Origin of the sequence: Saccharopolyspora shandongensis (assembly GCF_900106995.1) — a bacterium.
Classification (GTDB): domain Bacteria; phylum Actinomycetota; class Actinomycetes; order Mycobacteriales; family Pseudonocardiaceae; genus Saccharopolyspora; species Saccharopolyspora shandongensis.
In genome coordinates, this window is record NZ_FNOK01000087.1 from 1 (window position 1) to 21,710 (window position 21,710).

Here is a 21,710-nt window from a genome sequence, read left to right on the forward strand (position 1 = left end):
GGCGGGAAACACCGCTGGGCAAAGCGCGGCGGGAAGCGAAGCGGAATATGCCGTGTCAGAGAGCGGAGGCTCTGCCCGGTCCGGCGAGCCGGTCGGCGATCTGATCCACGATCGCGTCGGCCTGGGCCGCGTTGTCCTCGCCGAGCGCGGCTTTCACGGACTCGCGCACGACCGGACCGACGACCTCGGCCAGTACCGGGCGCAGCGCGGCGGCGACCTTCGCGGGGTCGGACTGTCCGGCGGCGTTGATCATCGCCGGGAGCTGGTAGACCAGCCCGTTGTTGTCGCGGATCGCGTTGACTGCGCTCACCTTGACCTTGCTGCCGGGGTAGCGGCTGGGCTGCTCGGACAGCAGCCCGTTGTAGATGTCCACCAGCATGGCGACCACAGTTCGCGGGCCGTTGTCGGTGCCCCAGCCCTGAATCTGGCCACGGTCGCCACGAGGGCCGAGCAGCTCGTTCTCGATCCGGCTGAGCTGGGCTGCCTGTTCGGGGGTCAAGTCGTCCTCCTGGTGGTTGGCCGCGGCGACGTCGCGGCGGAACTGGTCGAGGTCGACGTGTCCGGGGTCGATCTTCCCGGTCACGCTGGTTTCGCGGTGGCCGCGCGCGGCGTCGGCCGGGCGGCCGAGTTTGGCCAGCACTGCCCGGGTCGCGCGCACCGCGGCGTCGTACTGCTCGGGACTGGGCGATTGGTTGACGCCGTGGTAGTCCCACTCGAACCCGACGTAGAGCGTGTTGCCGTCGCCGGCGGGATTCGGCCCGGATGCTCGAGCTTTTCCGGCGTGGTTGGCGCGGCCGGCGGCGATCAGGTGCACGGTGCCGTCGTAGGCGATGACGGCGTGGCACAGCGGTCCGTCGAGGTCCGGTCGGCCGTCGATGCACATCTGCACCGTCGGCGCGGGCCGGGTATAGGACGTCGGGGTGGCGGTGTGGTGTTCGAGCACCCCGACCGGTCGCGGCTGCGGGCCCGACGCGGTGCGCTCGCGCCAACCGGGGGTTTCGACGACGCGGAGCCCTGCGGCGCGCAGCACGTCGGCGAGCCAGACCAGGGGGAGGGCCAAGGGGATCACCTCGTTGGGGTTGGGATCAGCCCGCCGTCGTCGGTGGGCGGTTCGGGGACGGTGATGGTTGTGGTCGAGCAGGTTTCGCCGACGTCGACCGTTTCCCCGGTGGTGTAGGTGACGAGCAGGCGGCAGTTCTGCACGCGCGTGTTCGCGATGCCGCGCCCCGGCTCGCCCTTCGGTGGTGGGTTCGCGTCGAGGTAGCGGGCTACGGCGGCGTCGATCTCGTCGGAGGTCGGCGTGCGCCCGGGTTCGCCGTCGGCGCCATCGCGGCCGGGTCGGGGCGGGTTGTCGGCGAGGTAGCCGGTCACGGCCGCGTTGATCTCGGCGGCGGTCGGCGGCCGTCCCGGTTGCGGCGGTGTGGCGGTCAGGTATTCGGCGACGGCGGTGGTGATCTGGTCGAGCGACGCCGAGCGTCCGGCCGGGGGCGGGTTGCGGCGCAGGTAGTCGGCGACCGCGGCGGCGATGTCCGCGCGCGACACCGCCGGCGGTTCGGGCTCCTGGCGGACCTCGGCGGCGATGCGGCAGGCGTCGCCGACCCGGGCCGCCACGCTCGGATCGGTGCGGCAGAGCTCTGCGAGCGGGTCGGCGACGGCCCGCGCGTCCTGTGCCGACTCGGCTGCCTGCTGCTGGGCCTGTGCACGTTGGTCGGCCTGTTCGTTGGCGCGTACCTGCGTGAGTACCTGGGCGCCGACGAGGTAGGCCAGCAGCGCCACGGCCACGGCCAGCAGCAGTAATCGGGTCCGGTTGAACCGTCGCGTCATGGCGCATTCCCCCCTGCGCGGCGCGCCAGCTCGGCGGCCTGGTCCTCGGCGCGGCGGCGCTCGGATCTTTCGACATCGAGCGCCAGGTGCAGTTCGTCGAGTTGCTTGCGCAGTGCTGCGACGTCGTCGCGGAGCTCGCGCAGCTCGGCGTCGTGCGCCTCGGCGATACGCGCGAGTTCGGCGGCGTGGCGTGTTTCCGCGTCGCCGAGCGCGGCCCGGTAGTCGCCGCGGTCGCTGGCGGCGTGCCGCATGACGAAGGCCAGCAGCGCGAGGAGCGCCCCGGCGCTGCCGAACTGCGGTAGCGACTGGAACAGGGCGCCGGTGATGGCCTCCACAGATCACCCCCAGGGCATGTTGGGTCAGGCGCCCGTTTCGGGGTCGGTGGGTGCGGGTTCGTCGACGATGGGCGGTTGGATGACGACGACCTCGGGTGGATACGCCGAGGGCGGCGGATCGGTTGGGATCACGGGGGCACCGGTTTCGTCGACCAGGCCGCCGGTTTCGGTGTCCCACACCGCGGGCGGAGCCCATCCGGTGTTGTCGCCGACCCCGGGCGGTACCGGCAGTCCGCCGAACCAGTCCAGGGCCAGCGTCGTCAGCAGGACGACTTCGGACATCACGCCTCCACTCCCCAGAGGGCCGGCCAGAGCCGGACCCATCCGGTTCCGGCGGTGCGGCGGGCCTGGATTTCGACGGTGACCGGTGCCATGTGGTTGCCGGGCCACAGTCCGGGCCCGAACAGGAAGGCGTTGGCCTGGTAGATGGTGTTGCCGACGGCGGTCACCTGGGCGGCGTCGGAGAACACCGCGCCGCCGATGAGTACCCGGATTTCCCCGGTGGTGCCGGCGGTGTCGGCGGCGGCGTACACCACGAGCGTGATCTTGGGGTGCTGGTGGTAGATCGATTGCACCCACTTGCCCGTGAACGTGGTCTGCTGCGTGCCGGGCCACTCCGGGACATCCGTTGGGATCATGGGGGTGGGGATGTAGGGGCGGGCCAGTCCGCGGCCGGTGAGCTTGTCCGGCGCGACCAGCGTGGCCCCGCCTGCGTCCTTGGTGATGAGCTGGGTGTTGGAGCGGCGTTCCAGCTCGGCGACCCGCTGCTGCAGCTTGCGGATTTCGTCGAGAGGGTCGCCGCCGGGGCGGGGGATCGTCGGCACGTTCACACCTCCGCGAGGGTGCCGGTGAGTTCCAGCTTGATCCGGCCGTCCGAATAGGACGATCCGGTGATGCGGGCGAGGTGTTCGCCGTCGGCGGCGAACGGGTGCCCGTGCAGGTCGAATTTCGCCCAGTCGCCGAGCCTCCACACGTCGAGCCCCGGATACACCGACGGGTCCACGATGGCACTGCGCGCTACCAGGGGGCGTTTGTAGGCGGCCAGGTGCGCGGCGGCGTAGTCGTTGAGCTCGGCCCGGTTGGTCGACGAGCTGTGGTCGCTGTTGGCGTCTTCCAGCGCGGGCCACCCGGCGTCGACCAACTCGTTGCTGAACGCGGTGCCGAACACCTTGGCGTTCTCCTGCCCGTCACCAGGGACCGCGACGTACGAGCACATCCGCGAAGCGTCGATGTCGAATTCGAGGTTAACCAGCCCGGTGCCGTAGTCCCACACCAGCGGCGCCGCCGGGTCGCCTAGCTCGGGTTGTCCGATGCGGACTTGCCAGCGGATTTGCTCGCCGGTGGCGGTGCGCACGAGGACCGGACGGAAGTCCACATCAGGGCCGTTGATGACCTCGGACAGCTGCTGCAGGGCCTCGTCGACGGGCTTGTAGTCGTAGCCGTGATAGGTGCGTTCGTGGTCGCCATCAACGGTGACCGGCAGATAGTCCAGCGGGAGTTCCCGGCCGTATTCGGCGGTGGCGTGCTCGACGATGCCCTGCGCGATCCCCGCCAGCGAGCGGCCGGTGAACGACACGGTGGCGCTCGGCGAGGCTGGGTCGACGGCGGCGTAGGTCATCAACCTGCGGCGCCCGAACAGCGCCCACAGCGTCGAGCACTTCAGTTCCACACCGGATATGGCGGGGACCGGGGAGACCAGTGGCCCGGCCCATGCCACCGTGTTGCCCCACACGATCGCGAGGCTGAACCGCCACGGACCCGAGATGATTCCGCGCAGCACGTACGCCGGGGATCGATCGTCCCAGGTGTCGCGGCCGGTCGCGGCATCCAGCGGGCACGCGATCGACGCGGTGCCGCCGGCGTTCAGCTGCTCGTCGAACGACAGCGCGGAGTAGTCCAGCTCGGCCAGCACGTTCCCGGTCCGGGTGTGGAACACCAGCACCTCGAACCGCGGCGCGGTGCCGCGCTGCCGGTAGTCGGCCACGATCGCCTCCTACGGCAGTTCGATGACGCCCCAGATCGCGACGTTGCCGCCCTCGGGGTAGCCGCTGGGGATCGTCGGGACGCCGGAACCGGGAGAACCCATCGCCGCGGTGATGCGGTAGTAGTTCTGGCGGCAGTCCGACGGCGAGGCGGGGAACATCGGCGACAGCCGCCTGCTGTTCTCCCAGACGAGGCACTGTCCGATGTAGTCGCCGCGGTTGTTCGCCGGGCCGCCCGGCACCCACAGGGAACAGCTGATTTTCTGGTGCACGGCGCCGTTGGTGAACCCGGGCGGGAGTTCGGTGTAGATGTTGCCCGGGGCGGCGTAGTAGCTGCCGCTGCCCCACCGGAACAACATGCGGACCGTGAGCATCTTGCCGATGACCTGGTACTTGGCGTTCACGCTGCCGCCGGTACCGAGGTTGACAGTGCTGCCGTCGGACTCGGATTTCAGCACGGCGTTCCACGATTTCCAGCCCGCAGCCGAGGCAGCGACAGACCATTCGGTTCCGGTCCACACCCCGAGTTCGCGGGTGGTGAGGTCGTAGCGGAAATCCCCCGCACCACCGCCGGGACGGTCGTTGTCGTTGTAGGACAAGCGAATGCCACCAGGGGCGCGGGTGAACAGGCGCCGATCGGTGATGTCGGCCAGCGTGATCGACGTAGCGGAGGCCTTGACGCGCACCGCGGACACCACCACACAGTTCAGGCCGGACACCGACGGCTCGGACGGGGTCGCCGCCGCCACCCCCCGGACGACCTCGACGGTGAAGGTCCGGGTCCCGGTGTCCTCGGCCGAGTCGACGACGCGGGCAATGACGAGATCGATGCGGGGGTTGGTCTGGTCGGCCGACGCGATGTCCAGCGTCCCAGAGGTTGGCAGGGTGCCGATGTAGCCCAGCTCCCCGGCCACCGGGATCACGCACTGCCCGGCGATGACCTTGACCCCCATGCCGGGCTGGTCGAGGGCGACGACGCCGAGCTGCCCGTTGGAACCCCCGCCACCGGGGAGCACGCCGCCTTCACGGGTGAGGTTGCCCGGCGCGGTGTCGTAGCCACCGGCGAACGCCGCGGCGAGCCCGGCGCGCATGTCGCGGGGGTCGAGGCGCTTGTTGACGAACCACGGTGACAGTCCTTCGAGGACAGCAGGCATGTCCGTTTCTCCTTCAGTACCAGGCTTGACGGTGCTCGACGATCAGCAGCGCATCGGTGTTGATGGCGTCGGCGGACAGAGCGAATCCCTCGGTGCCGCCGGGCGAGATTTCGGGCCATGGGCCGTCGCGGGTCAGCAGCGAGCGGCGGTTGGCGGTGCCGCCGAGCAGCGGTTGATATCCGGGGTAGCCCTGGGCGGTGAACGCGCCGGTGTTGATGATCAGGAAATCAGCGGGCCCGAGCTCGCCGGAGTAGGACAACGTCGTGCCCGAGTCCACGGCCCGTACGACTGGGCGTGAGATCGGGCCCCGGATGGTCAGCAGCGGCGAGGTGGGGGCGTTGCCGCCGTTGTAGACCCGGGCGATGCCGGTGTTGGCCGGTTCGCCCGCGTCCACGCCCGGCTCGGTGGCGTCCACCCCGGGATCGGTGGCATCGACCCCGCCGGCGCCGGGCAGCGGCATGCCGGTGGAGGTGGATTCCCACGGCGCGTACAGCCGCGGGTCCGGGGCGGCAAGCTGGAGGGACCAGCGGAACACGGTGTCGCTGATCGGCGCCGCGCTCGGCGCGGCGTCCAACTCGACGTCGGCGCCCAGGCGGTGCCCGTCCTCGATACCGGCCAACTCGTACAGCCTGTCGCCGTCCGGGCAGATGCCGGTGATGAGGCGTTGCGCGGCCCGCCGCGACTCTGGCGACGGGCACGCGCAGACCCCTTCCAACGTGATGACCCGCTCGTCCCGGTGGGCCCGGCCGCGGAACGAGCCGTCGCCACTGCGCGCGGTGCGCTCGGTCCGGGGCGCGGGCCCGTCGAACCACCCGGTGTCGCCGGTGACCAGCCATTCGCGGCCCTCCGGGTCGACGTCGCCGAGCACCAGGCCGTCGAGCATCCACCGGACCGGTTGCGGGAACTGCTGGTTGAGCATCCGCCCCAACACCACGCCTGATCACCCCATCCGCAGGTTGAGGGCCAGCTCGCGGCGGACTGCGGTGGCGATCGATGCTTCGGACTGGTCGGTGCGCGGGTAGACCTTGATTTCGATCGGCCGCGCCCCACCAGCGCCGTCGGTGGGCAGGTAGCGGCGGACGGTGTCCCACTGATCGGCAGTGAGCACCGGTTCCGGCCGCCCGGTTCGGTTCCAGACCAGCGAGTCACCCGGTGGCAGGTAGCCGCCCGAGTCGTAGCCGCCGGGGCGGTTGTACGCGGCGGGCAGGCTGCCGTAGCGGGCGAGTGCGTAGCGCATCGACGCGAGAATGTTCGCGAGCGGGTCGTAGATGTTGTTCGCCGCCCTGGGATCGCGGTAGGCCGCGAACGTCGGGCCGATCGTCTGCATCAACCCGATCGACGGTGTACCGCGCTGGGCGTTGATGTCCCACCGGTTGATCGCGTTCGGGTTGCCGCCGCTTTCCTGTTGCATTCGGCGGAGCGTGATGCCCAAGTAGTCGGCGGGCTGCCCGAGCATCGCGAGCGCCTGCAACACCAGCGGTGCCCACCGCTGCACCCCGGCGCCGACGTTGGCCACCGGAACAGCCCCGTACCCGCCGGAATCCGACTTGAACCACTCGGTGATCGCCTCGACGGCCTTTCGGGGGATGCCGGTGACCAGGTCACGCCACATGCCGCTCGCGCCGGCCGCGTCGCCGTTGAGGAAGTCGCGCAGCGTGGTGATCGCGCCGCCGATTCCGGGGATCCACCCGGCGATCGTGGCGAGCCCGTCGACGATGCCGCCGCCGGCGAAGTGCCCGACGCTGTGGCCACCGGTGGAGCCTGGCGGGCGGCCGGACAGCTCCCGGTTCAGGGCGAGGATGGTGGCCGGGCCGAGGAACCGGGTGGCCTCGGGGGTGAGCACGGCCTCGCCGGGCGAGAGCATCGCGGGCACCGAGTCGAAACCCGGCGCGTAGCCGGGCAGCACGCCACCGCCGGCAAGGCGGACCTCGTCGAGCTTGCCGAGCCCGAACACCGACGCGATCCCGTTCCACACCGGCAAAATCCCGCGGTTGTAGACGACGTCCACAACGAACTGGATCGGCGCCTTCGCGTACTCCTGGATCTGCGACCAAGCGTCCCAGATCCAGATCGCCGTCCGATCAAACGCCTGGCCGACAAGATCAACCGCCCAGCCGATCGCATCGAAGGCGGGCTTGAGGATGTGCAGCCACACCCAGTTGATGCCGTCCAGGAGAACCCGCCACCCGACACCGATGGCGTCGAACACCGGCCGCAGCGCGTTCGTCCACAGCCAGGACGCGGCCGCGGCCACGGCGTCCCACGCCGGTTTGAGGATGGTCACCCACATCAGCTGCATCGCGCGCAGGTTCGTCTCCCACGCCCACCCGATGAAATCGAACACCGGGCACAGCGCGTTTGTCCACAGCCAGCTCGCCGCCGCAGCGACGGCGTCCCAAGCTGGCCGGAGGACGGTGTCCCACATGAGCTGCATCGCGCGCAGGTTGGTCTCCCACGCCCATCCGATGAAGCCGAACACCGGCTGCAGCACGGTCGACCACAGCCAGGTCGCGGCGGCGGCGATCGCGTCAATCACCGGCCGCAGCACGTTCTCCCACGCCCACAGCGCCGCCGCCGAGATCGCATCCCAAGCACCGACCACAATGGACCGAAAGGTCTCGGAGTTGTTCCAGGCGTAGACCAGCACCGCGCCGAGCGCGACGATCCCGGCGATGATCAAGCCGACCGGGTTGGCGGACATGGCGGCGTTGAGTGCCCACTGTGCACCGGTGACGATCGCGGTGCGAGCAGCCCACAGCGTCATTGCGCCGTTGACCAATGCGATCGTCCCGGCGAACGTACCGACCCCGATCACCAATGGCGTTAGCCAGGCGGAGTTGTCCCGGACCCAGCCAACGAATCCCTCGATCGCGGGGATGACCTGGCCGCCGAGAATGTCGACGAGCCCGGTTTGCAGGGCCCGCCCGAACTCCGTCAGCCGGGTCTGCGCGTTGTCCCGCAGCGTGACGCCCACCGCGTCGGCAACGCCGCCGATCTGGCCGAGCGCGCCGACAGCCTGCGACGGGTCGAGGGCGTACAGAGCGGATTGGAGATCCTCGGCCTGCGTGCCGAATAGGTTCACCGCGGCCTGAGCTTGTGCCACGGGGTCCGTCATGCCGCGTAGGCGGTCCAACACCAGGTCGAGCGCCGAACTAGCCTCGGGCCCGCCGCGGGCGATGCGGGCGGCCATGTCGCCGGCGGACAGGCCGATGGCGGCGAATCCGTCCGCCGTGGTCTTGCTGCCGTCAACGGCCCGGATCGCAAATTCCTTGATCGCATCGGCGACCAAGTCCGAGTTCCGGGCACCGGCCTGCATGCCCTGCACCAGCAGCCCGGTCGCGCTCTGCGCGTCGAGCCCGAACTTGGCGAACTGCACGCTGTACTCGGTCAGCGTGTCGAGGAAGTCCTTGGACCGGTCGGCGCCCTGCTGGAAACCGCGGGTGACGATGTCCAACGCCGTCTCGGCGTCCGGCGCCAACCCGGTCTTGAGCAGCTGACCGACGGCCTGCGTCGCTTCGCCGAGATCGAGCTCGAACGCCGACGCGAGGTTGAGCACCTTGGCCGTGACGGACTCGATTTGCGCGTTGGTCGCGTCCTCCATGACGAGCCCGGATTGCCACACGCCGCGGATCGCGTCGTTGACCTGCCCGAGCGATTCCCCGTACGCCTGGCTGTAGAGCGATCCGGCGATCCGGCCGAAGTCCGCGGACATCTCGGGGGTCGCGCCGATCTGCGCGGCGAGCTTGTCGCCGAGCTGCGCAGCCTCCAACGCGCGGGCGGCGGTGTCGGCAGCCCCGCCGATGGCGAGCACCCCGGCCGCGAATGCGCCGGCGGTCCGGGCAGCGCTTCCCAGCGACGACCCGAACCCGCCCGCCGAGCGTTCGGCCCTGCCCATCGACAGCGACACCGAATCGGTCGCGTCCTGGGAATCGGCCTGCGCCCGCTCGAACTTCTTCTGCGTGGCCGCAGCACGGTCCGAGGCCGTCGACAGGCCACGTTTCGCCGTTTCAAGACGTTCCTCGGCGGCGGCGACCTGGGACGCCTTGGCGTTGCCGTTCGCCCGGACCTCGGCCAACCGCTGCTCGGCGACCCGCACGCGCCCGGCTGCGTCGGCTTCCTTGTCGCGGGCGGTCTTGAGGGCTTCCCCGAGCTTGTCGGCGCGCGCCTTGGCGACCTCCAACCCCGAGCCCATCGACTCCCCCGCCCGGCGCCCCGCGTCGCCCGCAGCCTTGTCGAGCTCGGCGCCGACCTGCCGCCCGGCGCGGGTTCCGGCCCCGGCCGCTTCCTTCGCGAGGCTGGCACCGAAATTCCGCATCGACGGTAGGACGTCGATCCAGACGACAGAACCTTCGGGCACGACGCAACCCCCTTTAGGAGCTCGTTCCAAAATAATCGATCAGCGATATTGCGCTGATCGGATGAGATGCAGCAATCCATGCGATTCGCTCGAATGGCGGCTCTGCTACATGTCGCCGGGATCGTAGTGTTTCCGGCAAGGCGCTTTCGGCGCGCTAATATCACACGAACGAGGAGGAAGCGTTGGCGTTCTGGGACGTTTACGAGCGGACGGCGAATGTCGCCGTACAGAACGAGACTGGAAAGATCCTTGCCAAAGTCGCGATAGTCCACAAGTACAGCGACAACTACAAAAACGACCACACATGGACCGAAGTGAACCCGGGCGAGACGACGGCCGCCGACATGGTCGTCAACTACCACACGGGCACGCTCACCACCGGCCGGGACTGGTGGCAGCTCACGATCGTGGACGAGGAAGGCGGGGTCTACATCAGCGACCCCCAGAATTTCCGCGACGTGTTCGACTTCCTTGAGAAGGGCCTCGGAGACATCCTTCCCAAGCTGGAGAAAGCGTTTCACAAGGCGGCGCAGAATCCCTCCTCCGACGCGAAGAAGCGAGCGTACGCGGCGGCAGGTGAAGCGGTCGCGATGGCCGTGGAGCTGATGCTGAACCACGCCGAAACGGCCGGCTTCAAGCAGCACATCCTTCGCGATGAGGACGCCGGTCACACGACCACCTTCACGATTCGCCGACTTCCGTCAGAGGGCACCGACTCCGACGCGCTTCTCATCTCGTCGAATTCCGGAGATTCGGAAACGAGAATCACCCGGTTGAAGAAAAAGGTCAGCTGACGGCTATCAACTGATCCTGTTCGCCCGCCGGGCTCACGTCGTGCGACGATCTGGTGTCCGCGGTTTGCGGGATTCGACGGGAAATCTCGTCGAATGCGCCACGGACACGCCTTCCCGCCGGATCCATTCGTGCAGGTCGCGGAGTTGGGCGCGGTATGCCTCGACGGTGAAACTCGGGGTGGTCCAAATCACCTTGCGCAGGAAGTAGACGACTGCGCCGATGTCGAAGAACTCCATCCGCAACCGCTGGGACCGCAGGTCGACTACCTAAGCGCCAGCGGTTGCGGCTTCGGCGCTGCCGTCGCCGGGGGCATTTGCGGCGGACCTGTGAGGCCCTCGACGCTGGCGATCCTGATGAGTTCACGCTGCTGCGGGTTTCAGGGAGTCGAGATAGGCCAAGACGTCCTCTGTGGACCGACTGCCGCGATCACCGAGACGACTCTTGTCCTTGTCGCCGGGCCGCTGTTGCGGCTTCGGGCGCTTGGGTTTGCCGCCGAGCGCGCCGACCACGGAGTACGCGGAGCCCTGCACGGCGTCGACGACGTTGGCCACCAGGTGCTCAAGGTCGGTCCACCCGTCGCCGCGGGCGCGGGCGAACGCGCCGGTGGGCGGGAGCTGTTCGACGAGGACGCGGAGTTGGCGCAACGTGATCTCGCCGCGCCAGTACTCCGCGATGACGTCCCGCCCGTAGGTGGCGATGAGGTCGGCCTCTATCGCTTCCGGCGCTTGGCCGAGGAGACCGACCGCCGTGTAGGGCGGCCCTGGCTGTCTTCGGCCTGCTGGGTCTTCACGTACTCGCGAATCGCCAGGTGGACGATGCCGGCGCGCCCACCGGCGGCCACGAACTTCTCGTATTGCTCGGCGCCGAGGTAGTGCTCCGCCACATCGACATCGGTCATCAGCTCGGCGAGCTCGTCTTTCCACTCGTCGTCGCCCATGATCGGGTCCTTGGCGAACCAGCGCTGTCCGGCGAAGGTGAACGCGAACGTGTCAGCCGAGCCGGTGGCTTCCTCGCGCTGGGCGAGCAGGGCATCCATATCGATGTCGGACACGGTGGTGTTCCTCGTTTCTGGTGAGCTGGTGGTGAGCAAGAAAGGGGCCGCCGGGCGTGCTCACCAGGTCGCCGCGGCGGCCCCCGTCACAGGGGCCGGGTCAGCCAGCGGGCGGCGTCGGGAGGGTCCATCCCTCCTTGAACAGCCGCAGCACCGATGTGCCGTCAGAACCGGGGTAGGCGGTGATGGTGACCTGGTAGCCGATCAGCGTGTTGGACCGGTAGGTGATCTCGCCGCGCTCGGTGACCTCGGCGTAGGGCAGGAAGATCCGCCGGTGGTAGGTGCCGTCGATCACGTCGATGCCGAAGGCGCGCAGGTCGCGCTTCGGCTTACCCTTCTCGGCGAAGGACACGACCGCGTCGTCGCCGGTGCCGGTTTGGGTCATGTCCTCCAGCCCGACCCGGTAGTACAGCGACACGGTGTCGAAGTTCGATTCCCACAGGGTGGCACCGAAAGTGACGACCGAGCTGGTGGTTTCCACGCGAATCGGGGCGTTGGACTGCCACGGCGTGAACGACTCGCTGTTCTCGTCACGGGATTCGGTGATCCCGTCGTCGGAGATATAGCCGAGATCGACCATGCCGGACGCCCACGTGGCCAGGTCGGTCGGGGCGGCGGTGCCCACCGGGCCGGTGAGCAGCGCGCCGGTCACGCCCAGACGCGCAAGCTCAGCGTTGAGAGTCATGCGAAAACTCCTTGCGGACATGCGAAAAACCCGCACTGGGCGGGGGTTTCGCGGTGGATGGTGTGCGTGGCCTAGGCGGGCCGGATGGTGAGCACGCTCGTGAGCCCGAAGCGGCGAACGCTCGGGTTGTAGTCGGGCCGCCAGGCGGGCCCGGACTCCTGCCGGATCGCGGAGACACGGCCCCACTGGCTGGCGTGGCCACGGATCGCGAACAGCAGGTTGGACACCTGCACGGCTAGGTCGGCGGCCTGCTCCCGTCGTGCGGCGAACACGTCGACGTCGATCCGCGCTTCCCGAGCGAGCGGCGTGGCGCCGGGGTTCCAGGGCTGCCATTGGCCGGCGCCGCCGATGCAGCTCACCCGCGCAACGGGCAGCGACTCGTCGAAGCAGGCGGGCAGGTCGACCACGACCCGGACGCCGGGCAGCTGGCTGGTGAGCCAGTCGACGGCCAGCGCCTCGGGATCCATCACGTCTCGCTCGTTGACTTGCCGCTGGGCTTCGGCTCGGACTTGGTCGACCGGCTCGACTGCGCCGGGCGGGCGCGGCCCTCACGGATCATCGTGGCGGCCTGGTCGTCGTCGACCTCGATGGTCTTGCCGATGCGGGACAGGTCGGCGTCGAACGCGATCACAACGCGCGTCATCGGTTCTACTCCTTGGTATTGGCGGCGCGGCCGAGGACACGGCGGCGCGCTTTCTTCTCGGTGCCGAATTCGCCATCGGGGTCGTCGGAGGTGACGCGGGCGTAGGTGCGGCCCTGCGGCCGGGTACCTTCCTCGGCTCCGATCGAGGCGTCGGGGGTCTCGGTAGCGGCGATTCCACGGGCCCGGCCCGCGATGGCCTGCGCCCGTGCCCGCAGCGCGGCGCGCACGCTGGGCAGTGCGACGATCCGGCGCCATTCCTTGTCGGTGATGTGGATCTGTGCTCTGGCCACTACCCACTCCAGCGCTGCACGTCGATCTCGACGTGGTGCACGGCGCCGCGCCGGATCGGGTGCGGCCACCGCGCGATTTCGCCGATGACTTCCAGGGTTCGCCCGGCCCACTCGATCCGGTCGGTCGGTTCCACGTCGACGTCGACGCCGGCTCGGGTGTAAATGCGCCATCCGGTGGTGACCATCTCCCGTGCCTCGTCCGACCCGGACTCGGTTGCCGACCGCGGCTGCACCGACACGCCCTCGACGCGGGTTCGGGTGGCGTTGGCCCAGTCGCGGACCTCATTGCCGTACCGGTCGGTCGTGACCGGTGCGCGCAGGATGGTGATGGTGTCGTCGTAGATCACGCCGCATCACCCCGCCCGATCCGGTAGCGCTCCACAGCGGTCGACCACGCCTCAGTAATCCCGGTGCGGGAGAACGACACCGACACCCCGCCGGTGGACATCGACGCCACCCCGGGCGCCTGGTCCAGCATCATCTGCGCCTGCTCCAACACGACATCGGCGATGTCGCCGGGGATCGCATCGGCCGGGTAGCCGTGGTCGTAGACAATGTGCACCACGCCGAGCTGGTCCGGCCAGCCGGTGGCCGAGCGAAGAATCCCGTTGCGGGACCACTGAAACTCGGCGACCGGCTGCCCGTCGACGTCGACCTGGTGCACGGCGACGACGGGCACGGCCGGCAGCAGGAGCGACCGAGTGCCGTCCCCGTCCAACACGATCGCGTCGCGCTCGACGAGCGTCACCGGGTGCCCGACGGCGCCGCGGAACCGATCCGACGCCCGCTGTAGGGCGTCGAGCAGGTCGAGGTCATCGACGGGCAGCCCGGTGAGGCGGGCGAGGGCGGCGGGGTCAGCCAGTGGCGTCGTCGTTTCCGCCATGCGCACCCCTAGCCGGTCGGCGCGCCTTGTGGCGCACGGGCTTCTCGGACTTGGTTCCGCTGGTGTCCACCTGGGTCTCCGCGGTGTCCGTGTCGGCGGGCGCGACATCCGCCACCAGGCCGAGACGCTGGGCGTCGTCGATCCGGTAGCGGATGCCGTTCACGGTCACCATGCGGTGCTCAGCGTCCATCAGGCGCCGGTGCCGGCCTTGACCACGACCAAGCGGTTGGGCTTCCAAATGACCTGCGCCGCACGGAGTTCCGCCCGGACGTAGGTCATGTTCCGCTGCGCGTAGTCCTTGTGCTGGTTGAACGCCAACACGCTCAAGCCCTCGCGGTCCAGCAGCGCGATCTGCCGGAAGTCACCAAGGATGATCGTTCCGGGCGCGATGCGCTCGGAGGTCGCCCGGGGGCGTCCCCAGATCGTTGCCGGGCCGGTGCTGAACGGGCCACCGGAGTAGTACCGCTCGTTGGCGTCCTGGAGCAGGTCGAACGCCTCGTCGTCCTCCGGGGACATCAGTACCGCGGTTACCTGTCCGCCGGGTAGGCGGGTGACCTTGGTGATCGCCTTGCGGATTGCCGGGATGAGAGCCTTGGCCGTGGCGATCGGGTCGGCGCCGGCGGTGTAGGCCTGCTGCTGCACGCCGGTGGTGTTCAGCAGGCCCCGCGGCTCACCGTTGGTGCCGGTGCCGTTGAGCAGCTTCTCTTCCACGACGTTGTCCAGCGAGTAGGACAGCTCGTTGTTCATGTAGCTGGCGAACGCCGGAGCGTCGGCGAGCAGCTGGTTGGTGACGTCGTAGCCGTCGGCGTAGGTGTAGACCTTGGCGTCAGCGATATCGGTGCTCATGTCGCTGGTCGGCTTGAGGCCGCCCTCCGCGACGATCGCCGCGTTGCGGGTGACGCCGGTGATCTGCACGTACTCGAAGTTGCCATCGGTGCGACCCCGCGAGACCAAGTCGAGCAGCGTCAGCCGGTCCCGGTCGACCATGTCCACGGTCGGCATCCGCACCGGCTGAATGCGGCCGACCGAGGTGTCCAAGGTTGCCTTGCGGCGAGCGAACCACTCCGGCAGAGATCCGACCTTGACCCGCCCGATGTTGACCGGAGTCCCCTGGCCCACGCCGGCGGGGTGTTCCTTGCGGAAAGCCTGGTAGGCAGCGGACTTCACGAACGCATCGCCGAACGTCTCGGCGTCGGCGTCCTCGGCACGGTCGCGGGTCGAGGTGAATGCGACCGGGGCAGCGGACTTGCCCGCCAGCTCAGCGGCGGCGGCCTGTGCGTCGTCGGCGGCCTTGACCTTGGCGCCGAGTTCGTCGGCCTTGGTCTTCAGGTCGGTGATCTCGGTGATCTCGTCGTCGGTGAAGTCGCGGCCCTCGTCGGTCGCGGTCTTGGCCAGCTCGGCCGCCCGCGACAGGGTCGCCTGGTACTGCTCACGCAGCGTCGGCATTACGGTCTCCCGTCAGTAGCGAATGGAGTTGCGACCAAGCGGCCACCTGGGCGGGCCTCGGGCTGGCCGACTTCGCGGGCGACCTGGTCGGGTCGCTGGCGGCGGCGGGCTCGGACTGGCCGGCGTCCTGCTCGGGGATGTCCACACCGGTCGGTGCGGCGGTCTTCTCGGTGCCCTCGTCGGGCACCTGGTCGGCAGCGGTGAGGACTTCGCCGATCTGCTCGTACGCGGCGCGCAACGACTCGTAGTTCTTCGCCGAGAGCACCCGCCCGGCCTTCGCGCCGTCGACGAGGTGGCGGGCCTTGGCCGCGAGCAACTGGGTTTCCTGGTTCGCGCCGATCAGGCACGGCCCGACTTCGTGCACGCGCAGCTTGCGCAGCTCGTAGACGTGCTCCCCGTCCCGTTCGGCGGGGGCGCCGTCGACGATGTCGTAGGCGAACGAGTGCTGCGTAACTCGACGGCCCTTCAGTAGCCGGTAAACCTGCTCGGCCTTGGGGTTGTCCAAGTCGAGCTGCCCAGTGATCACCAAACCGTCGGCGGTTTCCTCCGCTTTGACCACGTGGCCGATGTGCGAGAACGGATCGGACCAGTCGTGCGACCACACCACGGGGATCGGGTCGCTCTTGGCCTCCCATTCCGCGAGTGTGTCGGTGAATGCGCCGGGCATGACGACGTCGCCGACCGAGTCGGTGTTGCCGAACACGGAAACCAGGGCCCGGTACTGGCCAGGTTCCAGGCCATCCGCTTCACCAGCCGCCTTGACCTTGCACATGGCAGACTTCACGTTCACGTGGCCGCTCCTTTCCGGGCGCGAAAGTCGCGTTGGCGTCGGCGATCGCAGGGCCTGCATTTCCGCCAACCAGTCGACGTCACGTAGGTGTTGGCATTGTTGAATTCATGGCCAGCGACGCAGTGAGTCTTGGTCGCCTCTCGGGCGACGATTGTCTTGCCACGCAAGAGATTCACTCGCCTAGTGACAGGTTCCAGGTGGTTTGGGTTGACGCACGCTCTGTTTCGGCACAGGTGGTCGAGGTCCAAACCCTCTGGTATCTCGCCGATCATTTCTTCGTAGGCCAAGCGATGGGCACGGCGTGTGACACCTGCACCGATGTTGAACACGCCGTATCCACCTGTACGCGCAGCCGTCCATTGCCAGCAATCGCCGACTTGAGCAACCTTTTCCCAAAACCGTTCTGCGATGCCAGGGTCGAGCACGTCACGCCCCTTCCGGATCCGGCGCGGTGTCCTGTGGGGACGCCAATCCGCCCTCGGTGACGTTCAGCGGCGTGATCAGCTCGTCGCCGCCTTCGATCGCGGGCAGGTTCGCCCGTGCTCGGGCTTCGTTGCGGGTCAACCACGGGGCACCGGTCGACGCCTGCAAGATGCGGGCCTGTTCCTCGAACGACCCGCGCAACTTCGCTTCCACGTTGGCCTCGACATAGAGCCCGCCGGCGCGGTCGAGCTGCGAGGCGAGCAGCGCGTTGCACGTCTGCTCGATCTGCGTCAACCAGGGCCCGAGGTTGTCTCGGTAGAGCATCTGGCGGTATGCCTCGATGTTCGAGTAGGTGCCCTCGCGGGCGCCCACCAGCTCGGGCGCGATGTGGTAGGCGGATGCCACTTCGGCGTCGGTGAGGCGCCGGCCCTCGATGTCCTGGGTGTCCTTCGGGGTGAACGCGTTGATTTCCTTGACGGTCATGCCGTCTTCCAGCAGCGGCGTTCCGCCCTCCTGGCCGCCGCCGCGGGTGAACCGGCGCCACATCTCCACGAACCGGTTCCGGCTCGACTCCGACCACGCCGGGGCATCGACCGGGCGCTCGATCACCATCGGCACCCGCGCGCCGTTGCGCCAGACTCCGCGCCGGTAGGCCACGGCCTCGGCGGACTCGGCGAGAATCGCCGACAGCGTCTCGATCGGCGGCACCCCATTGGCGCCGCCCCAGCCGTGGTCGAACACGAACCCGGCGGGATCGTGCTCGGTGGCCTGGCCGTCGGGGTCGACGATGTGCACCGCGGCCACGCGGCCCCACCCGTCGTCGAGCAACCGCATGCGTGACGCGGGGATGCGCCGCAGCTCGTACCCCGAGAGAGTGTCGGCGTTCGGGAGCAGCTGGGCGCACCACCGGTCATGCAGCAGGAAGTCAACGACGATGCCGTGCCAGAACCGGAACGGTGTGACGCCGGGTGCGGGCTCGGCCAACAGCCGGGCCAACGGGTGGTCAGTGACGCGGGGCCGGTCGTTGTCATCGCGCCGCTCGAACACGTGCAACGGCACGCTCGCCACGTTGCGCGCGATGAAGTCAACGACCTTCCGCACCGACGGCTGCGTACGCCACACACCGGGGGCGTCACTGGCAGCCTCCACCAAGGGGGTACCGGGATCGGGGACGATCACAGTGCCGTCGACCTGCCACGGCGTGGACAGCGACGGGAACACAGTTCCGGCGAGTACGCCGCCGGAGGAGAACACGGCCACGTCACACCACCTGCATCCACACCAGCGCGACGCGTTCCACGATGAGCTCGCCGTCCATATCGGACGGCTCCAACGCGGACAGCATGCGGGCTTCGCGCAGTGCCACGGTGTCGCGGTCGGCGCGCACCAGGACACCATCGAGGGTCGCGCCGTCCAGGTGCAGCAGCACGCGGCGGCCGAGGTGCCGTCGGTACTCGCGCATCACGGCCTCCTGTTCAGATGATGATCAGCTCGGCGTCGTCGTCCTCGTAGGCGGAGCGCGCCACCGGCTTGCGGGTCATGGCCTCGGACAGGGCGTTGACCAGAGCGGCCACGCCGTCGATCTTGTCGCCGCTGTTGGCCTTGTCCGGCTTCACGTTCCCGGCCGGATCGGTCGTCACGGCGAGGTTGTCGACCTGCCACCGCCACGCCGGATTTCCGCCATGCCGCAGCAACGGGCGTTCCTCGGTGCCAGCCAACAACAACCGCTGTAGGTCCTTCAGCGGCGGCGACAAGGTCACGAATCCCTGCCGGACCTTCACCAGCGGCGCGCCCTGCTCGGTCAAGTCGTTGGTGAGCTGGGTGGCGTTCCACGGGTCGAACCCGATCGACCGGACGTCGAAGGCGTCCATGTCGCGCTCGATCTGCAACTTGATCCAGTCGTAGTCGGCCACGTTGCCCGGCGTCACCATCAACAGCCCTTGCCGGGCCCACACGCTCGCCTCACCGGCGGTGCGCTTGTCGAGGGCAGACATGTTCGCCTCGGGCGTCCACAGCCGCAGCAGCGCGTCGTAGCCGCCCCGGACGTCATCGGGGAACAGCCACACCAGCGCGCACAGGTCGCTCGTCGAGGCGAGGTCGAGCCCGCCATACGCTTCGCGGCCGGCCAACCGGGTCTCGTCGACGATCGAGGCGTTGCGGTCCCAGCTGTCGAGCGTGAGGAACCGGGTTTCCTGCTTCGTGCGGAGACCGCAGTGTAGGCGCAGGAATTTCGCCAGGTCGGCGGGGGATTGCTGCGCCTCAGCCGCGGCGCGAGCCAGGTACGCGCGCGTCGGGCTCACCCCGAATCCGGGGTTGGCCTTGCGCCACGTGGATTCGGTGAACGGGTCGTCGGTGGGCTCGGCGGCCCACACCACGCCGTAGGTGGTCGGGTCGGTGAGCACCCTGGCGGCCAGCTGCTCGATCCGGCGGCGCTTGCGGTCGTAGATCGTGCCGCGGCGTCCTGAGTCCGCGGTGGTGATGATGACGATCAACGGTTGCGTGCGCGATCCGGTCCCGGTCTCGATCGTCTCGACCAAGTCCGGCGTCTTGTGCACGTGCAGCTCGTCGACGATCCCGCAGTGCAGGTTCGCGCCGTGCTGGGCGTCCGCCGCGCTGCTGACGACCTCGATGTAGCTGCCGGACTTCGGGTGCACGACCCGCTTCTGGTGCGCCCGCACTCGGCCCTTGAGCGCCGGGGACTTCTCGGCCAGGGTCTTGATCGGGCCGAACACGAAACCAGCCTGCCGTTCCGAGCTCGCCGCAGTCACCACCTGGGCGCCGGGCTCCCCGTCCGCGCACGCCATGTAGATCGCGATCCCGCCCGAGAGCGTCGACTTGCCGTTCTTACGCGGGACGTCGACGTACAGCTGGTTGACGATCCGCACGTACCCGCCGGCGGCCTCGTCGTGGCGCACCCACCCGAACACCGGGGCCAGCACGTAGGCGACCTGCCACGGGTCCGGCCGCAGCGACCGTCCCGCCCACTGGCCTTGGGTGTGCACCAGCGCACCGAACGCCCTCAGCACGCGGTCGACGCGCTCGACGTCGAACACCGCGCCCGCCACGTCGCGAGGCTCGGGGGTCTTCACCAGCGGCGGGCAGTCCGGCAACGGGATGCCGCGCGACAGCAGGAACCAGGCGACCTCTGGCGAGATCTTCAGCCGCTCCAGCTCAGCGTCGTCGGGCAACTCCGGCTCAGAACGGGTTTTCCTCTTCCTCGCCACCCGAACCCCCCTTGGACAGGGCGGCCTCGGTCGACGGTGTCAACCCGAAGTGCGCCGCGAACGCGCGCAGTTCCTTGCCCGCGGCTGCCGCGATCCCCACCGCCGGGTTGGTGGTGGTCCACTCGGATTCGGTGCCGTCCTTGCGGGTCGAGTGGTTGGTGATCGTGAGCCCGTTGGCCTGCACGTCTCGGGTCGCCTCGACGAACCGCGCCCACGTCTCGCAGTACGCAGCCAGCACCGCCCGGTCCTCTTCCTTGAGGATGTCGAGCCGCTGCAACCCCGGCACCACCCGATCCCACTCCGCGGCGGCCTCAGCCGACAACCACTCGGGAGCCTCCGGAGCGATCCGCCGGAACGCCGGGCCTGTGGCGACCTTCCGGCCACCCGAATCCGTGCCGTTCCCGCGACCGTGGAGCAGCTTCAACGCGGCGGGGCGTGCAGTCCTAGCCACAGGAACCTCCGATCCCAAATCCGCGGATTCTGAGGCCATATTCCCGGTCGCCTGGTGTCGTTTGCCATCCACCCCGTCTTTGAAAATGGCGCCCACAGTGAGTACACGGCCGAAGATCACACCGTCGGGTCGATCTAGCTGACTCTTTCGACGGACAGCTCAGGACCAGCGGTGCTGACACAGCTATCTTTTGTTGTGTCGCTTTCACGACAGGAAGGGCCTGAACCTTATGCGTGCTCCGCGAAACCTGAAGATTCGATGGTCTTCTCTCGCTCTCATGCTGGTGGCAATCTTCTCGGTCGCCACTCCGTCTGCCGCGCAGGCACAAGGAACATACCAGCTCGGTGCCTATTACTGGCAAAAAGGTGACGTAACCTCGTCGGCAAAGGATTTTACGTTCAATTCCACCGTGCAGACCACGAGCACGGGGGACATTAACGTCTTCGTCCTGCGGGGGACCTGGGGCGCCGCGGACTGCAACGGAACCCTAGGTGGTCCTGGCCACATCCTGATCCATATCTGGACTGCAGACGGGAAATACGACAGGCAGTGGGAGGCCGAGTGCAGCGCTTCTAACAAGAAGGTCGAGGACGTTGGCAGGTATACGCCCGGCACGAAAATCTATGCCCGACTCGGCCACTGGGGTGGAGTAGTTCCCTTTACGACGTGGGCGGGTACGACAGGCGACGCCACGTTGTACTAATTCCTGGACACGGAAGCCGAATAGAGGGTAACCAAAAGCACACAGGGCTTGGCGGGCGTTCCGCGGGCCTGTGTGCTTTTGGTCAAACACAGAAGGCTCCGAAGCCTGTCTGAGAGCACCGATACGCGAGAGGCCAGGCTTCGCGTCTTCATCGACCGTCAGCCGGGACCGGCGGTAGCCGCGCGTTCGGCCGGGGCAGGCCGCACCCCCTGATTACCGATTTTGAGACGCGAAAAGTGCGGCTCCGGCGGCGCCCTGCCTCCTTGGCGGACGCTGTGATCCGAACTCCCCTACCCCCATCCGCCACCGCCAGCATGGCGGGCGCCTGATCGGTTGCGAGCGGCGTTCTCAGCGCGTGTTTTCACGTCGTGGCAGGGCCCGCAGAGGCTCTGCGCGTTGGCGTGGTTGAACATCGCGCCGCCCTTGGCCAAGGGCAGGATGTGGTCGACCTGCTCAGCTGGCCGGCCACAGCTGCGGCAGTTCGGTTCGACGCGCAGGTGCTCGGCCTTGAACGCGACATCACGGCGAGCGAGTCGACCGCGGGGCTGGTGTCGGCTGCGCTGCTGCCACGGCTTGCGCTTGTGCTCGTCGCATCGGCCGGTGGTGGTGAGCTCGGTGCAGCCGTCCGCACTGCATCTGGTGGGTGGTGCTGTTGGCATGGGTTCACCCGTTTG

The 21,710-nt window shown here is 68.6% G+C and carries 29 protein-coding genes; 2 read left to right on the forward strand and 27 right to left on the reverse strand.

The features are described from left to right. Nucleotides 1-55: 55 nt before the first annotated feature. Genes BLW84_RS49690 through BLW84_RS50235 form a run of 9 tightly spaced genes read right to left on the reverse strand, consistent with a single transcriptional unit; the run spans nt 56 to nt 9,652 of the window. Complete coding sequence (locus BLW84_RS49690; protein WP_245761792.1) at nt 56-1,060, reverse strand: peptidoglycan recognition protein family protein; 1,005 nt, start codon at nt 1,058-1,060, stop codon at nt 56-58. 5 nt (nt 1,061-1,065) lie between these two features. Further along, nucleotides 1,066-1,824 carry a hypothetical protein gene (locus BLW84_RS49695; RefSeq protein ID WP_245761793.1) on the reverse strand — a complete coding sequence of 253 codons (759 nt, stop codon included), beginning with the start codon at nt 1,822-1,824 and terminating at the stop codon, nt 1,066-1,068. Beyond that, the gene (locus tag BLW84_RS43355; RefSeq protein WP_093278214.1) at nt 1,821-2,159 is read right to left on the reverse strand and encodes a hypothetical protein; all 339 of its coding nucleotides are present in this window, start codon (nt 2,157-2,159) and stop codon (nt 1,821-1,823) included. Before BLW84_RS43355 ends, BLW84_RS49695 begins: the two co-directional genes overlap by 4 nt. A gap of 24 nt (nt 2,160-2,183) precedes the next feature. Continuing rightward, nucleotides 2,184-2,441, reverse strand: coding sequence for a hypothetical protein (locus BLW84_RS43360; protein WP_093278216.1), 258 nt, complete (start codon nt 2,439-2,441; stop codon nt 2,184-2,186). After that, complete coding sequence (locus BLW84_RS43365) at nt 2,441-2,983, reverse strand: hypothetical protein (RefSeq protein WP_143061330.1); 543 nt, start codon at nt 2,981-2,983, stop codon at nt 2,441-2,443. Before BLW84_RS43365 ends, BLW84_RS43360 begins: the two co-directional genes overlap by 1 nt. 2 nt (nt 2,984-2,985) lie before the next feature. Further along, the gene (locus BLW84_RS43370; RefSeq protein WP_093278220.1) at nt 2,986-4,143 is read right to left on the reverse strand and encodes a hypothetical protein; all 1,158 of its coding nucleotides are present in this window, start codon (nt 4,141-4,143) and stop codon (nt 2,986-2,988) included. 9 nt (nt 4,144-4,152) lie between these two features. After that, nucleotides 4,153-5,295: a hypothetical protein gene (locus BLW84_RS43375; RefSeq protein ID WP_093278222.1), complete on the reverse strand. Its 1,143-nt coding sequence runs from the start codon at nt 5,293-5,295 to the stop codon at nt 4,153-4,155. A gap of 13 nt (nt 5,296-5,308) precedes the next feature. Continuing rightward, entirely contained in the window at nt 5,309-6,229 is a 921-nt protein-coding gene (locus BLW84_RS43380) for a phage tail family protein (protein ID WP_143061331.1), read from the reverse strand. A gap of 6 nt (nt 6,230-6,235) precedes the next feature. Beyond that, entirely contained in the window at nt 6,236-9,652 is a 3,417-nt protein-coding gene (locus BLW84_RS50235) for a phage tail tape measure protein (RefSeq protein ID WP_093278227.1), read from the reverse strand. 182 nt (nt 9,653-9,834) lie between these two features. Between BLW84_RS50235 and BLW84_RS43390 the strand changes: the two genes are divergently transcribed. Then, nucleotides 9,835-10,446: a hypothetical protein gene (locus tag BLW84_RS43390; protein WP_093278228.1), complete on the forward strand. Its 612-nt coding sequence runs from the start codon at nt 9,835-9,837 to the stop codon at nt 10,444-10,446. Nucleotides 10,447-10,479: 33 nt separating this feature from the next. Here the strand turns inward: BLW84_RS43390 and BLW84_RS43395 are convergent, their stop codons facing one another. The 17 genes from BLW84_RS43395 to BLW84_RS43460 all read right to left on the reverse strand — a co-directional run bounded on the left by BLW84_RS43395 (nt 10,480) and on the right by BLW84_RS43460 (nt 20,333). After that, complete coding sequence (locus tag BLW84_RS43395; RefSeq protein ID WP_177227025.1) at nt 10,480-10,683, reverse strand: hypothetical protein; 204 nt, start codon at nt 10,681-10,683, stop codon at nt 10,480-10,482. 123 nt (nt 10,684-10,806) lie between these two features. Further along, on the reverse strand, nt 10,807-11,091 hold the full coding sequence (locus BLW84_RS48165; protein WP_177227026.1) for a DinB family protein: 285 nt from the start codon (nt 11,089-11,091) through the stop codon (nt 10,807-10,809). A gap of 65 nt (nt 11,092-11,156) precedes the next feature. Further along, nucleotides 11,157-11,498, reverse strand: coding sequence for a hypothetical protein (locus BLW84_RS48170; RefSeq protein ID WP_177227027.1), 342 nt, complete (start codon nt 11,496-11,498; stop codon nt 11,157-11,159). 100 nt (nt 11,499-11,598) lie between these two features. Next, nucleotides 11,599-12,183 carry a phage tail tube protein gene (locus BLW84_RS43405; RefSeq protein ID WP_093278232.1) on the reverse strand — a complete coding sequence of 195 codons (585 nt, stop codon included), beginning with the start codon at nt 12,181-12,183 and terminating at the stop codon, nt 11,599-11,601. 71 nt (nt 12,184-12,254) lie between these two features. After that, the gene (locus tag BLW84_RS43410; protein ID WP_143061332.1) at nt 12,255-12,653 is read right to left on the reverse strand and encodes a hypothetical protein; all 399 of its coding nucleotides are present in this window, start codon (nt 12,651-12,653) and stop codon (nt 12,255-12,257) included. Then, the gene (locus tag BLW84_RS48175) at nt 12,650-12,826 is read right to left on the reverse strand and encodes a hypothetical protein (RefSeq protein ID WP_177227028.1); all 177 of its coding nucleotides are present in this window, start codon (nt 12,824-12,826) and stop codon (nt 12,650-12,652) included. The genes BLW84_RS43410 and BLW84_RS48175 overlap by 4 nt, the downstream gene beginning before the upstream one ends. Before the next feature lie 5 nt (nt 12,827-12,831). Next, nucleotides 12,832-13,116 carry a hypothetical protein gene (locus tag BLW84_RS43415; RefSeq protein WP_093278236.1) on the reverse strand — a complete coding sequence of 95 codons (285 nt, stop codon included), beginning with the start codon at nt 13,114-13,116 and terminating at the stop codon, nt 12,832-12,834. Further along, complete coding sequence (locus tag BLW84_RS43420) at nt 13,116-13,463, reverse strand: phage head completion protein (protein WP_093278238.1); 348 nt, start codon at nt 13,461-13,463, stop codon at nt 13,116-13,118. The genes BLW84_RS43415 and BLW84_RS43420 overlap by 1 nt, the downstream gene beginning before the upstream one ends. Continuing rightward, the gene (locus BLW84_RS43425) at nt 13,460-13,999 is read right to left on the reverse strand and encodes a hypothetical protein (RefSeq protein WP_093278240.1); all 540 of its coding nucleotides are present in this window, start codon (nt 13,997-13,999) and stop codon (nt 13,460-13,462) included. Before BLW84_RS43425 ends, BLW84_RS43420 begins: the two co-directional genes overlap by 4 nt. Continuing rightward, entirely contained in the window at nt 13,971-14,189 is a 219-nt protein-coding gene (locus tag BLW84_RS43430) for a hypothetical protein (protein ID WP_093278242.1), read from the reverse strand. Before BLW84_RS43430 ends, BLW84_RS43425 begins: the two co-directional genes overlap by 29 nt. After that, nucleotides 14,189-15,445, reverse strand: a complete 1,257-nt coding sequence (locus BLW84_RS43435; protein ID WP_093278244.1) for a phage major capsid protein — start codon at nt 15,443-15,445, stop codon at nt 14,189-14,191. The genes BLW84_RS43430 and BLW84_RS43435 overlap by 1 nt, the downstream gene beginning before the upstream one ends. Next, on the reverse strand, nt 15,429-16,235 hold the full coding sequence (locus BLW84_RS43440; RefSeq protein ID WP_218157730.1) for an HK97 family phage prohead protease: 807 nt from the start codon (nt 16,233-16,235) through the stop codon (nt 15,429-15,431). Before BLW84_RS43440 ends, BLW84_RS43435 begins: the two co-directional genes overlap by 17 nt. Beyond that, nucleotides 16,232-16,660 (reverse strand): HNH endonuclease signature motif containing protein, encoded by a 429-nt coding sequence (locus BLW84_RS50600; RefSeq protein WP_218157731.1) that lies wholly within the window; start codon nt 16,658-16,660, stop codon nt 16,232-16,234. The genes BLW84_RS43440 and BLW84_RS50600 overlap by 4 nt, the downstream gene beginning before the upstream one ends. A 1-nt stretch (nt 16,661) precedes the next feature. Further along, nucleotides 16,662-17,918, reverse strand: coding sequence for a phage portal protein (locus BLW84_RS43450; RefSeq protein WP_177227029.1), 1,257 nt, complete (start codon nt 17,916-17,918; stop codon nt 16,662-16,664). A 1-nt stretch (nt 17,919) separates the two neighbouring features. Then, entirely contained in the window at nt 17,920-18,120 is a 201-nt protein-coding gene (locus BLW84_RS48180) for a hypothetical protein (protein ID WP_177227030.1), read from the reverse strand. A gap of 13 nt (nt 18,121-18,133) precedes the next feature. After that, nucleotides 18,134-19,846 (reverse strand): terminase large subunit, encoded by a 1,713-nt coding sequence (locus tag BLW84_RS43455; protein ID WP_093278249.1) that lies wholly within the window; start codon nt 19,844-19,846, stop codon nt 18,134-18,136. Nucleotides 19,847-19,853: 7 nt separating this feature from the next. Then, nucleotides 19,854-20,333, reverse strand: coding sequence for a phage terminase small subunit P27 family (locus BLW84_RS43460; RefSeq protein WP_093278251.1), 480 nt, complete (start codon nt 20,331-20,333; stop codon nt 19,854-19,856). A 277-nt stretch (nt 20,334-20,610) separates the two neighbouring features. On the opposite strand from BLW84_RS43460, the gene BLW84_RS43465 reads away from it, so the two are divergent. Continuing rightward, nucleotides 20,611-21,036, forward strand: coding sequence for a hypothetical protein (locus BLW84_RS43465; protein ID WP_143061333.1), 426 nt, complete (start codon nt 20,611-20,613; stop codon nt 21,034-21,036). 290 nt (nt 21,037-21,326) lie between these two features. Here the strand turns inward: BLW84_RS43465 and BLW84_RS50605 are convergent, their stop codons facing one another. Beyond that, a complete protein-coding gene (locus tag BLW84_RS50605; RefSeq protein ID WP_177227031.1) occupies nt 21,327-21,695 on the reverse strand; it encodes an HNH endonuclease in 369 nt (122 codons plus the stop codon). Nucleotides 21,696-21,710 lie beyond the last annotated feature (15 nt).

Excerpts from the sequence above, each read along its gene's own strand:
- BLW84_RS49695 (WP_245761793.1), bottom strand. The coding sequence starts at position 1,824 with ATGACGCGACGGTTCAACCGGACCCGATTACTGCTGCTGGCCGTGGCC.
- BLW84_RS43360 (WP_093278216.1), bottom strand. The coding sequence starts at position 2,441 with ATGTCCGAAGTCGTCCTGCTGACGACGCTGGCCCTGGACTGGTTCGGC.
- BLW84_RS43375 (WP_093278222.1), bottom strand. The coding sequence starts at position 5,295 with ATGCCTGCTGTCCTCGAAGGACTGTCACCGTGGTTCGTCAACAAGCGC.
- BLW84_RS43395 (WP_177227025.1), bottom strand. The coding sequence starts at position 10,683 with ATGGAGTTCTTCGACATCGGCGCAGTCGTCTACTTCCTGCGCAAGGTG.
- BLW84_RS43405 (WP_093278232.1), bottom strand. The coding sequence starts at position 12,183 with ATGACTCTCAACGCTGAGCTTGCGCGTCTGGGCGTGACCGGCGCGCTG.
- BLW84_RS48175 (WP_177227028.1), bottom strand. The coding sequence starts at position 12,826 with ATGACGCGCGTTGTGATCGCGTTCGACGCCGACCTGTCCCGCATCGGC.
- BLW84_RS43425 (WP_093278240.1), bottom strand. The coding sequence starts at position 13,999 with ATGGCGGAAACGACGACGCCACTGGCTGACCCCGCCGCCCTCGCCCGC.
- BLW84_RS43430 (WP_093278242.1), bottom strand. The coding sequence starts at position 14,189 with ATGGACGCTGAGCACCGCATGGTGACCGTGAACGGCATCCGCTACCGG.
- BLW84_RS43435 (WP_093278244.1), bottom strand. The coding sequence starts at position 15,445 with ATGCCGACGCTGCGTGAGCAGTACCAGGCGACCCTGTCGCGGGCGGCC.
- BLW84_RS48180 (WP_177227030.1), bottom strand. The coding sequence starts at position 18,120 with ATGCGCGAGTACCGACGGCACCTCGGCCGCCGCGTGCTGCTGCACCTG.
- BLW84_RS43465 (WP_143061333.1), top strand. The coding sequence starts at position 20,611 with ATGCTGGTGGCAATCTTCTCGGTCGCCACTCCGTCTGCCGCGCAGGCA.
- BLW84_RS50605 (WP_177227031.1), bottom strand. The coding sequence starts at position 21,695 with ATGCCAACAGCACCACCCACCAGATGCAGTGCGGACGGCTGCACCGAG.